Genomic DNA, 13,819 nt, shown 5'->3' on the forward strand with positions numbered 1-13,819 from the left:
ACACCGCTGTGAGTGGAACCGGTACGGCGATCGTGCCCGCGCTGCTGGACGAACTCGCCCGCAACGGCATCCGGCTCCAGACGGCCGCGGACGGCCGTCTGGAGGTCCGGGCCCCGAAGGGCCGGCTGACCGCCGACCTGCGCGAGCGAATCGGCCGGCACAAACCCGAACTCCTCGACTGGCTGGCGTCGTTGAGCACCGCCCGGCCCGCCATGGGAACCCTGCCGCAGGTCGTCCCGGACCCGGAGGGACGCTACGAGCCCTTCCCGCCGTCCGACCTCCAGGCCTCCTTCCTGATCGGCAGCCGGGAGGGCTTCGAGTACTACGTCCGCCCGCACCAGTACTTCGAGTACGAGCAGGAGGACCTGGACCCGGACCGGCTGGAGCGGGCGATGAACGCCGAACTCCACTACCAGCGCGACAACATCGTGGTGGTCCGGGAGGACATGCGGCTGGAGACCGTCCGCGACCCCGGGCCCGCCACCCTGCCCGTGCTCGACGTGCGCCGGCTGAGCGGCCCGGAGGCCGAGCGGGCGGTCGAACGCGTCCGGGCGGACATGGCGGGCACGGAGCCGGTGATCGACCGCTGGCCGTGGGTCGACCTGCGGCTGAGCCGGCTGCCCGGCGGACGCAGCCGGCTGCATCTGAACAACAACAACATCTTCTGTGACGCCCCCGCCCTGCTGCGGTTCGTGTCCACCGTGCTGCGCCGCTACCGCGAGCCCGACTGGAGCCCGCCCGAACTGGAGATCGGGTTCCGCGAGTGCGTTCTCACCCTCGCCGAGCTGGAGGAGTCGCCGCTCGGGCAGGCGTCCCGGGCCTACTGGACCGACCGCCTCGCCGACTGGCCCGAGGCACCCCCGGTCCCCCTGACCGGAGCCGATCCGCGCACCCGGTCCGATCTGCGGCGCCGCGAGCTGCTGTTCTCGCCCGAGGTGTGGGCGTCGCTGAAGCAGAAGGCCGCCGACCGCCACCTGACCACCACCAACGTGCTGTCCGCCGTACAGGCCGAGGTGCTGTCGTACTGGAGCGGCTCGCGGCATTTCCTGCTCAACAACATGATCACCCACCGGCTGCCGCTGCACCCCCAACTGCCGGACGTCATGGGCAACTTCGCCTCGCTGTACCCACTGGAGGTGGACTGGCGGCCCGACGAGCCGTTCGAGGCCCGGGTGCGGCGGCTCCAGGACCGGGTGCTGGCCGACGCCGAACACGGCCACTGGAGCGGCGTCAAGGTGCTGCAGGCGCTCAACCAGGCCCGGCGCACCCCCGGGCGGGCGGTGTGCCCCTTCGCCATCGGCAGCGCGCTGTTCGTCGGCGCCCAGGACCTGCCCGTGGCCAGCCGCCTGGAGACCCCGCAGACCCTCATCGACTGCGAGTTCTGGGACCTGACGGACGGCCGCCTCTGGGTGGTCTGGGACGTCATCGAGACGATGTTCCCCGAAGGGCTGATCGATGCGATGGAACAGGGTTACCGCACCATGGTGAACCAGCTCGCCGCCTCCGACGAGGCCTGGTCGACCGTGGCCTTCGACCTGCTGCCCGAGCGTCAGCGCAGCCGGCGGGCCGAGCTGAACCGGCCCTCGGCGCCCGTCCCTCCGGGCCTGCTGCACCACCCGCTGCGCGGCCGGGCCGCCGACCGGCCCCGCCATCCGGCGGTCGTGGCGGCGGACGGTGCCTTCGACTACGGGCAGTTGTCCGCACACGCCGAGCGGATCGCCGCGCTGCTGCGGTCGAACACCGCCCCCGGCGGCGGCACGGTCGCCGTCGTCCTGCCGAAGGGCCGCTTCCAGGCGGCCGCCGTCCTCGGTGTGCTCGCCGCCGGGCGCGCCTACGTGCCGCTCGACCAGGACTGGCCCGAGGAGCGGCTGCGCGCCGTCCTCGCCGACGCCGCGCCGACCGCCGTCCTGACGGCGCCGGCGTCCGTGGACCGGCTGGCCGCCCTGACCGGCGTGCCGGTGCTGGACGTGACGGCCCCCGCGCCGGACGCGCCGCCGGCCGCGGAGCCCGGGCCCGCGCCGACCGATCTCGCCTATGTCATCTACACCTCCGGCTCCACCGGCCGCCCCAAGGGCGCGATGCTCGACCACCGGGGGCCGCTCAACACCATCGCGGAGATCAACCGCAGATTCGGCGTCACCTCCCGCGACGTGCTCTTCGGCGTGTCCTCCCTGTGCTTCGACCTGTCGGTGTACGACGTCTTCGGCGCCGTGCACGCGGGTGCCACGCTGGTCCTGCCCGAACCGGGCGACCCGGACCCGGCCGGCTGGCTGCGCGCGGTGCGCGAGCACGGCGTGACGGTGTGGAACTCGGTCCCCGCCCTCATGCAGTTGCTGGTGGAGGAGGCCGAGGCGACCGGCGAGCAGTGCCCGTCCCTGCGGACCGTGCTGCTGAGCGGCGACTGGATCCCGGTGGACCTGCCCGCCAGGATCCGGGCGGTCGCGCCCAACGCCGCGGTGATCGGCCTGGGCGGCGCCACCGAGGCGTCGATCTGGTCGATCTGCCACCCGATCAGCGAGGTCGACCCCGCGTGGGTCTCCATCCCGTACGGCAAACCGCTGGCCAACCAGAGCTGGCACGTGCTGGACGACCACGGGCGGCCGGCCCCGGCCTGGGTCCCCGGGCAGCTGTACATCGGCGGGGTCGGACTCGCACTCGGCTACCTCGGCGACGAGGAGCGCACCCGGGCCGCGTTCGTCCATCACCCGCACACCGGTGAACGGCTGTACCGCACCGGGGACCTGGGGCGCTGTCTGCCCGACGGCACGATCGAGTTCCTCGGCCGGGCCGACCAGCAGGTGAAGATCCAGGGCTTCCGGGTCGAGCCGGGCGAGGTGGAGCACGCGCTCACGGAGCTGCCCTCGGTCGGCCGGGCCGCCGTGGTGGCGCACCGCACCGACTCGGGCAACCAGCTGGCGGCCTACGTCACGGCCGCCGAGGGGGTACGGCCGCCCACCGGCGAGGAGTTGTCCTCCCAGCTCGTCGAGCGGCTGCCGAGCTACCTGGTGCCGGCCCGCATCACCGTCCTGGACCGTCTTCCGCTCACCCGCAACGGCAAGCTGGACCGCGCCGCCCTCCAGGAGCGCGGCGCCGACGAGGCACAGGCGGCCCGGACGTACACGGCTCCGCGCACCGAGCTGGAGACGGTGCTGGCGCAGATGTGGGCGTCCGTCCTCGGCCGGGACCAGGTCGGCGTGCACGACGACTTCTTCGACCTGGGCGGGCAGTCGTTCACGGCGCTGCGGCTGATCGGCCAGATCGGCCGCCGGCTGGACAAGCGGGTGCCGCTGGGCACGCTCCTGGAGCGCCGCACGGTGGCCCGGCTTGCCGAGTGGCTGACGGCGGCCGGGGACGAGGCGTGGACCCCCCTGGTCACCCTGCGCGAAGGGGCGGAGGACCCGTGGTTCTTCGTGCACCCCGCGGGCGGCAACGTGCTCTGCTACCGGGAGCTCGCCGACCGGCTGGGCGGCCCGTTCCACGCCTTCCAGGCCCCGGCGGCACCCGCCGCGACGATGGACGGCCTGCTGGAGCCCTACCTCGCGGCGCTGCGCGCCGCGCGGCCGCACGGCCCGTACCGGCTGGGCGGCTGGTCGTCCGGCGCGGTGATCGCCGCGGCGCTGGCCGAGCGGCTGGAGGCCCTCGGCGAGCGGGTGGAGCGGCTCGTCGTGATCGACTCGCCCGCCCCGCTCACCTCGCGGACCCCGGACCCGGCGGAGCTGCCGGCCTGGTTCCTGGAGGACCTGGACATCGGCTTCGACCCGCTGACGGCGGACGCCGCGGCGCTCAAGGCGCTGGCCGCCGCGACGGCCTCCGACGCCGTGCCCGACCCCGCGGAGACCGGCGCGCTGCTGCACCGGGCCGCCGGGGCCGCCTGCACCCTCGGGCCCGCCGAACTCGCCGCCGCCTACCAGGTGTTCCGTGCCGTCGTACTCGCCTGCAACGAGTACACGGCGGGGCGGATCGACGCGGACGTGACCGTGGTCCGCGCCGCCGAGGGCACGGTCGGCGAGTTCGCGGACCATCCGTACCGCGACGACCCGGCCTGGGGCTGGGCCGCCCTGACCGCAGGCCGGACCGGGGCCGTCACGGTGCCCGGCAGCCACCACACGCTGCTCACCGGGGAGCTGGTCGGCGCCGTCTCGGACGCCATCACCCGGTGTACCGAGGAGGACGTTCCCCGATGACCCAGGATCTGCTGGCCGAGCTGCACCGCCGCGGCATCAAACTGCGCCTGGTCGACGACCGGCTCGACGTGGTCGCGCCGGCGGGCGCGCTCACACCCGACCTGCGCACGGAACTCAAGGCCCGCCGGGACGAGTTGCTGACCGTCCTGCGCGGGGTGCCCACCGAGGCCGCCGGCCCGGCCCTGGTGCCCCGACCCGACCTGCGCCACGAGCCGTTTCCGCTCACCGACGTCCAGCACGCCTACTGGGTGGGCCGCCGCCCCGCGGTCGAACTGGGCGGCGTGGCCACCTACCTGTACACCGAGCGCGAGCGCGCCGGCCTCGACATGGACCGCCTGGAGCGTGCGCTGAACCGGGTGATCGAGCGGCACGACATGCTGCGGGCGGTCGTCCTGCCGGACGGCCGGCAACGGGTGCTGCCGCGGCCGGCGCCGTACCGGATCGCCGTGGACGACCTGCGCGGAGTGCCGGAGCCGGAGCGCGCCGCCCGGCTGGCCGCGACCCGGGCCGCCATGGACCACCAGGTGCTGCCGACCGACCGCTGCCCGCTGTTCGACATCCGGGCGTCCCTGCTGGACGAGGACCGGACGAGGCTGCACATCGGCCTCGACATCATGGTCGTGGACGGCTTCAGCATGTACGTGCTCTTCCAGGAGTGGCGGCGGTTCTACGAGGACCCCGCCTGGTCCCCGGAGCCGCTCGAACTGACCTTCCGGGACGTGGTGACGGCCGAGGAGGAGGCCCGGGACGGGGCCGCGTACCGCAAGGCCGAGGCGTACTGGCGGGAGGCGCTGCCCGAACTGCCGCCCGCGCCGGCGCTCCCGCTCGCGGTGCAGCCCGGGCAGGTGGGCCGGCCCGTCTTCAGCCACCGGCACGGCCGGCTGGCGGCCGATCGCTGGCGGACGGTGAAGGCCGGGGCCCGGGAGCGCGGTCTGACGCCGTCGGCGGTGCTGATGACCGCGTACGCCGAGGTACTGCGGCTGTGGTCGCAGCAGCCCGACTTCACGGTCAACCTCACCCTGCTCAACCGTCCCCCGGTGCACCGCCAGGTCGGCGAGGTGATCGGCGACTTCACCTCCACCACCCTGCTGGCCGACCCGGCCAGGCCCGGTGAGCCGTTCTCCACCCGGGCCCGGCTGCTCCAGGAGCGGCTCCTGCGGGACCTGGAGCACTCGGCGTTCAACGGAGTGCGGGTGCTGCGCGAGCGTTCCCGGGCCGAGGGCGCGGGCCCCGGCGCGGGCATGCCCGTGGTGTTCACGGCGATGATCCTGACCGGCGAGGGCGAGGACCCGGCGGCCGGCATGGACTTCTTCGGCGAGCTCGTGCACCAGATCAGCCAGACCCCACAGGTGTGGCTCGACCACCAGGTGACGGAGGAGCACGGCGAACTGGTCTACAACTGGGACGCCGTGGACGGGCTGTTCCCGGAGGGGCTGCTGGACGACATGTTCGCCGCGTTCGGGCGGCTCGTCGAGGCGCTGGCCGACGACCCGGCGGCGTGGGACGCCGTCGCGTCGGCACAGCTGCCCGCGTGGCAGGCCGACCTGCGCCGGCAGGTCAACGACACCGTGCGGGACATTCCCGAGCGGACGCTGTACGAGCTGGTCGCCGACGCCGCCCGCCGGACTCCCGGCGCCCCGGCCGTGATCACCGAGAAGGGCGAGCACACCTACGGCGAACTACTCGCGGAGGCCCACCGATTGGCCCGGGTGCTGCGGCGCCTGGGTGCCGAGCGGGACACGCTGGTGGGCGTCGTGCTCGACAAGGGCTTCGACCAGGTCGCGGCGGTGCTCGCGGTGGCCGCCTCGGGCGCGGCGTATCTGCCGGTCGACCCGGGCTGGCCCGCCGAACGGCGCCGGACACTGCTGGAGCAGGGCCGGGTGCGCATCGTGGTGACCGCCGCGCGGACCGCTCCCGGCGGTCTGCCCGAGGGGGTCCGGGTGGTCACCGCCGCCGACGAAGAGGTGCGCGCGGCCGACCCCGCCCCGCCGGCGGACGGTCCCTCGCCCCGGGACCTGGCGTACGTGATCTTCACCTCGGGGTCCACCGGCCGCCCCAAGGGCGTGATGATCGACCACCGGGCGGCCGCCAACACCGTCCAGGACATCAACTCCCGCTTCGGCGTGGGTGCCGGGGACCGGGTGCTGGGGCTGTCGGCGCTCAGCTTCGACCTGTCGGTGTACGACGTCTTCGGCGTGCTCGCGGCGGGCGGCGCCGTCGTCCTGCCCACGCCGGGCCGGGAGCACGACCCCGCGCACTGGGCCGAGTTGGTGCGCCGGCACCGGGTGACGCTGTGGAACTCGGTTCCGGCGCTGATGCAGGCGTGGACGGAGAGCCCGGCCGCCTCGTCGGGCGGCGACGGACTGCGGCTGGTGCTGCTCAGCGGCGACTGGATACCCGTCGCGCTGCCGGACGCGATCCGCGCCCTGCACCCCGGGGCGCGGGTCGTCAGTCTCGGCGGCGCGACCGAGGCCGCCATCTGGTCGGTGTTCCACCCGATCGGCGAGGTACCGCCCGAGTGGACCCGCATCCCCTACGGCCGCCCGCTCGCCAACCAGCGACTCCACGTCCTGCACGCGGACTTCACCCCGTGTCCGGCGTGGACGCCCGGCGAGATCTTCATCGGTGGCGCCGGACTGGCCCGGGGCTACTGGGCCGACCCGGAGCGCTCCGCCGAGCGATTCGTCACCCACCCGGAGACCGGAGAACCGCTGTACCGCACGGGTGACCTCGGCCGTTACCTGCCGAACGGGGACATCGACTTCCTGGGCCGGATGGACTTCCAGGTCAAGCTGAACGGCTACCGGATCGAACTGGGCGAGATCGAGGCGGTGCTGCGGTCCCGGCCCGAGGTGGCGGAGGCGTTCGCCTCGGTGCGGACCAGTCCGCGCACCGGACGCCGGCAACTGGTCGGGCACGTGGTCCCGGCGCCCGGCGCGGCCGTCGGCGCCGCGGACCTGCGGGCCGCCCTGGAGGAGGTCCTGCCGGGCTACATGGTCCCGCACCACCTGCTGATCGTGGAGCGGGTGCCGCTGAGCGCCAACGGCAAGGTGGACCGCGCCGCCCTGCCCGATCCCTGGCAGGCGGAGGACGACGGGGGGCGGGCGGCGCCCCGCGACGAGATGGAGCGGCGGCTGCTGAAGCTGTGGGCCGAGGTCCTCGGGGACCAGGAGTTCGGGGTGGAGGACAACTTCTTCGAGCTCGGCGGTGACTCCCTCCACGCGGTGCGCATCCTCGGTCTGATCCACACCGAACTGGGCATCGAGCAGCAGGCCGAGGAGGACCTGGAGATGCTCTTCGACCATCCGACGATCGCCGAACTGGCCCGCACCCTGACCGCACGGATCGGGCAGTGATGCCATGCGTACGGTGAACGGCCGGTCCCCGGCGTGGGACCACGTCGTGGTCGGCGGCGGATCGGCGGGGTGTGTCCTCGCGGCGCGGCTCTCCGAGCGACCGGAGAGCCGGGTCCTGCTGCTGGAGGCGGGCGAGGAGCAGTCCGGGGCCGGTGACCGGCCCGTGCTGTCCGGCGCCAACTGGGACCTGACGGCCCACGCCGGTCCCCCCGGGGCGCCGGGGCGGGCGTACCCGTACCCGGTCGGCAGGGTGCTCGGCGGGTCCTCCGCGGTCAACGGCGCGCTGGCGCTGCGCGGTCTGCCGGGGGACTTCGACGGCTGGGCCGCCGCGGGCAACGACGCGTGGGCCTGGCAGCGGGTCGGCCCGGTGTTCGCGGCGCTGGAGTCGGACGCGGACTTCAAGGGACCCGGGCACGGCCAGGACGGCCCGTTGCCCGTCCGGCGGACCCCGGTCGAGGACATGGTGCCGGCCGCGACCGCGTTCCTGAGCGCCGCCGCCGCTGTCGGCATCCCGTCGGCGCCCGACCTGAACAGCCCCGAGGGCGCGCTCGGTGCCGGCCCGATTCCGCTCAACGCGGTGGGCCGGCGCCGGGTCTCGGCCGCCGAGGCCTATCTGCGGCCCGTCCTCGGCCGGCCCAACCTGACGGTGTGGACCGACTGCGCGGTCCGGGAGGTACGGATCTCGGGCGGGCGGGCGACCGGGGTGACGGCGCTGCGCGCGGGCCGGCCCGTCACGGTGTCCGCCGGGCAGGTCACGCTGACCGCGGGTGCCGTCAACACGGCCTGTGTGCTGCTGCGTTCGGGTGTCGGCCCGGCCGGTGAGCTCACCGCGCAGGGCATCCGGCCGGTGGCCGACCTGCCGGGTGTGGGCCGTGACCTGATCGAGCATCCCGTCGTCGCGCTGTGGGCGGTCGCGGCGGAAGGGGTGTCCCGGCCGGACGATCCGATGCACCAGGTGCTGGCCCGGGTCAGCAGCACCGGCTCGGCGGTGCCCGACCTCAATCTCACCCTGGTGAACACCCTGGCGGGGCTGGAGGTTCCGGGCGCCGCTGCCGTCCTGCGCGGCCGTCCCGCACTGGCGCTGCACGCCACGCTGCTCCGCCCGCGCTCTCGCGGCGGTGTCACGCTGCGCGACGGGGAGCCGGTCATCGCGCTGGGCCTGGCCACCGACGAGGAAGACGTGGCGGTGCTGATGAAGGGCATGCGCCGGGTGTGGGAGCTGTCCCGGCACCCGGAGCTGGCGCGGCACCTGGAACGGCCCCTGATGTGGACCGATCGGCTGGTCGGCACCGACGCGCTGCTGCGCCGCGCCGTGACCTCCGTCGTCGCACCGGCCTGGCACCCCGTCGGCACGGCCCGCATGGGTCCCGACGACGACGCCGGCGCCGTGGTGGACCAGCGGCTGGCCGTGCGCGGCGTCGCGGGACTGCACGTCGCGGACGCCTCGGTGATGCCGGCCATGCCCAGCGCCCCGACGAACCTGACCTGTCTGATGATCGCCGAGAGGGCCGCCGCATGGCTGTGCTGACGACGCCACGACCGGCCTGGACCGCGGTCTGGGCCCCCGCACCGGTCACCGCCCCCCGGCTGTTCTGCGTGCCGCACACCGGGGGCGGCGCCTCGGTCTACCGCAACTGGGCACTCCGGATGAGCCCGGACATCGAGGTGGTGGCGGTCCGGCTGCCCGGCCGGGAGAGCCGGCTCCGGGAGCGTCCCTACGACCGGCTGACCGAACTCGTGCCCGCGCTGGTCGACGCCGTGTCCGACCGACTGGACCGGCCGCACGCCTGGTTCGGGCACAGCATGGGCGCCCTGGTGGCCTACGAGGTGTGCCGGGAGCTGGCCCGGCGCGGTCTGCCGCAGCCGGTGCGGCTGCTGGTCGCCGGGCGCCGGGCGCCGCACCTGCCGTCCCGGACCAGGCCGGTGCACGCCGCGCCCGCCGAGGAACTGCTCGCCCATCTCGCCGAGTTGAACGGCACCCCGGACGAACTCATGGGCAGGCCCAAGGTCCTGGCCGCCGTCCTGCCGAGGCTGCGGGCCGACTTCGCCGTCTCCGAGACGTACTCCTTCCGGCCCGGACCACCGCTGGGCGTTCCGATCACGGTGTTCGGCGGTGTGGCCGACCCGGAGGCCCACGTGCCGGAACTGCGGGCCTGGCAGGCGCACACCCTCGCCGACTGCCCCGTCCGGCTGTTCCCGGGCGACCACTTCTTCCTCCACCAGGACCCGGAACCGGTGATCGCCGCCGTGGCCCGGGAACTGCTGTCGACCAGCCCGCCGCCCGCCGGAGGCCCGCGATGACGTCACCGCACGACCGCACGTTCCCGCTGACCGACCTCCAGGCCGCGTATCTGGTCGGCGCCAGCCCGTTGATGGAGCTGGGCGGCTTCCGGCCCAATCTCTACTACGAACTCGACGTGGTCGGCTTCGACCCCGAACGCGCCGAGCACGCCGTGCGGCTGCTCATCGACCGGCACGAGCACCTGCGCACGGTGGTCCTGCCCGAGGGCAGGCAGCGGGTGCTCGACGCGGAGCGGGTGACGCCGTTCCGTCTGACGACGATCGACCTCGTCGGCGCGGCGCCCGAACAGCGGCGGGCCGTGCTCGCCGCCACCCGGGAGCGGATGCGCGACGAGGGGCCGGAGCCGACCGGCTGGCCGCTGTTCGAGATCACCGCGGTACGGCTGCGCCGGCACCGCGTGCGGCTGCACCTCGCGATGAGCCTGCTGCTGCTCGACTCCGGCTCCACCCGGCACCTGGAGCGCGAGTGGTGGCAGCTCTACCTCGATCCCGCGGCGGAACTGCCGCCGGTGCCCGGCACGTTCCGGGAGTGCGTGGCCACCGCCGCCGCCCGGGTCGGCACTCCCGAGTACCTGGCGCACATGGACTACTGGGAGTCGCGACTGGACGAACTGCCCGAGGCGCCCGCGCTGCCGTTGGCGCGGCGCCCCGCGGCGATCGACCCGGTGCGGCTGACCCGGCGTTCCTTCTTCCTGGACCGCGCCCAGTGGCAGCGGCTGCGCGCCGCGTTCCGCGCCCACCGCGTCCTGCCGACCACCGGGTTGCTGCACGTGTACGCGGAGGTGCTCGGCACCTGGGCGTCCGCCCCGCGGTTCTGCCTGAACGTGCTGCACCAGAACTGGACGAACAAGCACCCGGAAGCGGCCGGTGTGGTCGGCCAGTTCAGCGCCACGCTGCCCCTGGAGGTGGACCTCGGCGCCGCGGACACCTTCTGGGCCCGGGCCGCCGTCCTGCAGAAGCAGCTGTGGCGGGACCTGGAGCACGCGGACGTCTCCGCCGTGGCGATCACCCGGGAACTGGCCGCTCGCCGCGGCTGGACCTCGAGCGCGGCACTGCCGTACGTGTTCAACAGCATGCTCGGCCCCGCCGAGCAGCGCCCCGCCGCTGCCGTGCCCCGCTGCCGTACCGTCCACACGGGCCTGCGCACCCCGCAGGTGCTGATCGACAACCAGACCAAGGACGCGCCGGACGGTGGCGTCGAACTGGTCTGGGACATGGTCGACGAGGCCTTCCCGCACGGCCTGCCGCAGCCCCTGTTCGACACCTACCGGAGGGTGCTGGAGGAGCTTGCCGGGCCCGGGGGCGCCGACCGCGACCCCGACCTGCTGCCGCCCGGACACCGGGCCACCGTGGACGCGCTGAACCGGCCGGCTCCCGCCGTCGAGAGCCGGCTGGAGGACGCGTTCCTGCGGCACGCGCGGCAACGACCGGACGCCCCGGCCGTGATCGCCGCGGGCCGCACCCTCACCTACGGCGAGCTGGAGCATGCCTCCGGTGTCCTCGCCGACCGGCTCACCGCGCTCGGGGCCGGGCCGGGCCACGTGGTGCCGGTGGTGATGGCCAAGGGCTGGGAGCAGGTCGTTGCCGCGCTCGGCGCGCTCCGCGCGGGGGCCGCGTACTGCCCCGTGGACGCCTCGCTCCCGGCGGAGCGGATCGCCCACCTGCTCGACGCGTGCGGCTCGCCCGTCGTCCTGACCCAGTCCCACACCGAGCCCGAACTGCCCGCCACGGTGTCCGCGCTGCGCGTCGACGAGCCCGTGTCCGGGACGGTCCGGACGGCCGGTTCGCTGCGCGGCGGCACGCACGACGTCGCGTACGTCATCTACACCTCGGGCTCCACGGGCACGCCCAAGGGTGTCGTGGTCGAGCACCGGGCGGCGCTGAACACCGTGGTGGACGTCTGCGACCGGATCGGCCTCGGCCCCGGCGACCGGGTCTTCGGGATCTCCTCGCTCAGCTTCGACCTGTCGGTGTGGGACGTCTTCGGGACCCTGGGCAGCGGCGCGGCCCTGGTGCTGCCCGCCGCGAGCGCCCGTCCGGACCCGGTGGGCTGGGCCCGGTGCGCCGCCGAGCACGGCGTGACGGTGTGGAACTCGGTGCCCGCGCTGGCCGAGATGCTGGTGGAGCTGATGGAGACCGAGCCGGACGGGCACACCCCGCCGGTGCGGGCCTTCCTGCTCTCCGGGGACTGGATACCCACCACGCTGCCGGACCGGATGCGCCGCTGCCTGCCCGGTGTCCGGGTGCTCGCCATGGGCGGCGCGACCGAGGCGGCGATCTGGTCCAACCTGCACGAGGTCGGCGAGGTCTCCCCGCAGTGGCCGTCGATCCCGTACGGCGTGCCGCTGACGGGTCAGACGATGCGGGTGCTCGACCACCGCCTGGAGCTCCGCCCGCCGTGGGCCACCGGCCGCATCCACATCGGCGGCACCGGTCTCGCCCGCGGCTACGCCGGGGACCCCGAGCGCACCGCCGAGCGCTTCCTCACGCACCCGCGCACCGGCGAACGGCTGTACTGGACGGGCGACCTGGGGCGTTACTGGCCGGACGGCACCATCGAGTTCCTCGGCCGGGAGGACCGGCAGCTGAAGATCCAGGGCTTCCGGGTGGAACCCGGCGAGGTGGAGGCGGCCCTGCGCGAGCATCCGGGGGTCGCCGAGTGCGCGGTGTGCGCCGTGCCGGCCCCCGGCGGCCAGCAGGCGCTGGTCGCGCTGGTCGTGCCCGCCGGGGCCGAACCGCCCGCGCCCGCCGGCCTGACCGCCCATCTCCGCGACCGGCTGCCCTCCTACCTGGTGCCGGGCCGGCTCCACCTGGTGGAGCGGCTGCCGCTGACGGCCAACGGAAAGGTCGACGCGCGTGCCGCGCTGGCCCTGACCGACGACGTCGGCGCCCGCGACGACGCGGTGGAACTCGACGACCGGGTACTGAAGCAACTCGCGGACGTCTGGACGGAGTTGCTCGACGTCCCGGCGGTCGGCCCGGACAGCGACTTCTTCGCGCTCGGCGGCAACTCGCTGCTGGCGCTGCGGCTGGTCAACAGGCTCCGTACGGTGTTCGGCGCGGAGCTGGGTTTCGGTGAGGTCTTCGAGGCCCCGACGCTACGGGCCCTCGGCGCCCGGCTCACCGGCGGCGCGCAGTCCAGCTCCTGCGCGGTGCCGCTGTCCGACGGAACCGGGTCCGAACTGGTGCTGTTCCATCCCGTCGGCGGCTCGGTGAGCAGCTATCTGCCGCTGGCCCGGGCCTGGTCCGGCCCGGTCCTGGGCTTCCAGCATCCGGCTCTCGGCGGCGCCGCGGACACCGCGGACGTGCCGGATCTGGCCGCGCTGGCCACCGGCTACCGCGAGGAGCTGGAGCGGCTGCGCCCCGAAGGCCCGTATCTGCTCGGCGGCTGGTCGCTGGGCGGGGTGCTGGCTCAGGAGGTCGCCCGGCAGCTGGCCGAGCGGGGCCGCGAGGCCCGGGTGGTCATGGTGGACAGCGTCGCGCGGGAGCACCGGGTGCCCGCCGACGAGACCGAGCGGCAGCTGGAGTTCCTGCGTGACCTCGCGGGCGGCCGGCTGCCCGACGCGGTGGCCGGCGCCGTACGCACCGTGCCGGCCGAGGAGGCTCCGGCCGCCGCCCGGGAGGCCGCCGTCACCCACGGGCTGCTGCCCCGGGAAGTCGACCTGGCCGCCCACCTCCGGCTGTCGGCCGTGCACGCGCGGAACCTGGCGCTGCTCGCCGCCCACCGCCCACGGCCCTGCGCGCTGCCCACTCTGCTCGTTGTCGCCGACGGCGAGCCCCGATCGGGCGATCCGGCCACAGATTGGCGCGAACTGTGCCAAAACCTGCGCGTGGTGCGACGCCCACGAGACCATTACTCGATCGTCGCACCGGACGAACTCCGCCTCCTGGCCGACCAGTTGTCCGCCTGGCTCACAGACGCCGACCCCATGGACCGCCCCTGACCGGGCGACAGCACCGCCCCCACCGACGCACCCG

The 13,819-nt window shown here is 74.6% G+C and carries 5 protein-coding genes; all 5 read left to right on the forward strand.

Annotation, left to right across the window (positions count from 1 at the left end):
- Positions 1 to 8: 8 nt before the first annotated feature.
- The 5 genes from ACZ7D7_RS03580 to ACZ7D7_RS03600 are packed head-to-tail and all read left to right on the forward strand — an operon-like array spanning position 9 to position 13,785.
- Positions 9 to 4,184, forward strand: coding sequence for a non-ribosomal peptide synthetase (locus tag ACZ7D7_RS03580; protein WP_470822005.1), 4,176 nt, complete (start codon positions 9 to 11; stop codon positions 4,182 to 4,184).
- Positions 4,181 to 7,540 carry a non-ribosomal peptide synthetase gene (locus ACZ7D7_RS03585; RefSeq protein WP_470822006.1) on the forward strand — a complete coding sequence of 1,120 codons (3,360 nt, stop codon included), beginning with the start codon at positions 4,181 to 4,183 and terminating at the stop codon, positions 7,538 to 7,540. Before ACZ7D7_RS03580 ends, ACZ7D7_RS03585 begins: the two co-directional genes overlap by 4 nt.
- A 4-nt stretch (positions 7,541 to 7,544) precedes the next feature.
- Positions 7,545 to 9,068, forward strand: coding sequence for a GMC family oxidoreductase (locus ACZ7D7_RS03590; RefSeq protein WP_470822007.1), 1,524 nt, complete (start codon positions 7,545 to 7,547; stop codon positions 9,066 to 9,068).
- Positions 9,056 to 9,841: a thioesterase II family protein gene (locus ACZ7D7_RS03595; RefSeq protein ID WP_470822008.1), complete on the forward strand. Its 786-nt coding sequence runs from the start codon at positions 9,056 to 9,058 to the stop codon at positions 9,839 to 9,841. Before ACZ7D7_RS03590 ends, ACZ7D7_RS03595 begins: the two co-directional genes overlap by 13 nt.
- Positions 9,838 to 13,785: a non-ribosomal peptide synthetase gene (locus ACZ7D7_RS03600; protein ID WP_470822010.1), complete on the forward strand. Its 3,948-nt coding sequence runs from the start codon at positions 9,838 to 9,840 to the stop codon at positions 13,783 to 13,785. Before ACZ7D7_RS03595 ends, ACZ7D7_RS03600 begins: the two co-directional genes overlap by 4 nt.
- The last annotated feature ends 34 nt before the right edge of the window (positions 13,786 to 13,819 follow it).

It is taken from the genome of Streptomyces sp. NPDC037054, assembly GCF_055606745.1.

Coding starts and splice junctions, on each gene's coding strand:
- ACZ7D7_RS03585 (WP_470822006.1), top strand. CDS start 4,181: ATGACCCAGGATCTGCTGGCCGAGCTGCACCGCCGCGGCATCAAACTG.
- ACZ7D7_RS03590 (WP_470822007.1), top strand. CDS start 7,545: ATGCGTACGGTGAACGGCCGGTCCCCGGCGTGGGACCACGTCGTGGTC.
- ACZ7D7_RS03595 (WP_470822008.1), top strand. CDS start 9,056: ATGGCTGTGCTGACGACGCCACGACCGGCCTGGACCGCGGTCTGGGCC.
- ACZ7D7_RS03600 (WP_470822010.1), top strand. CDS start 9,838: ATGACGTCACCGCACGACCGCACGTTCCCGCTGACCGACCTCCAGGCC.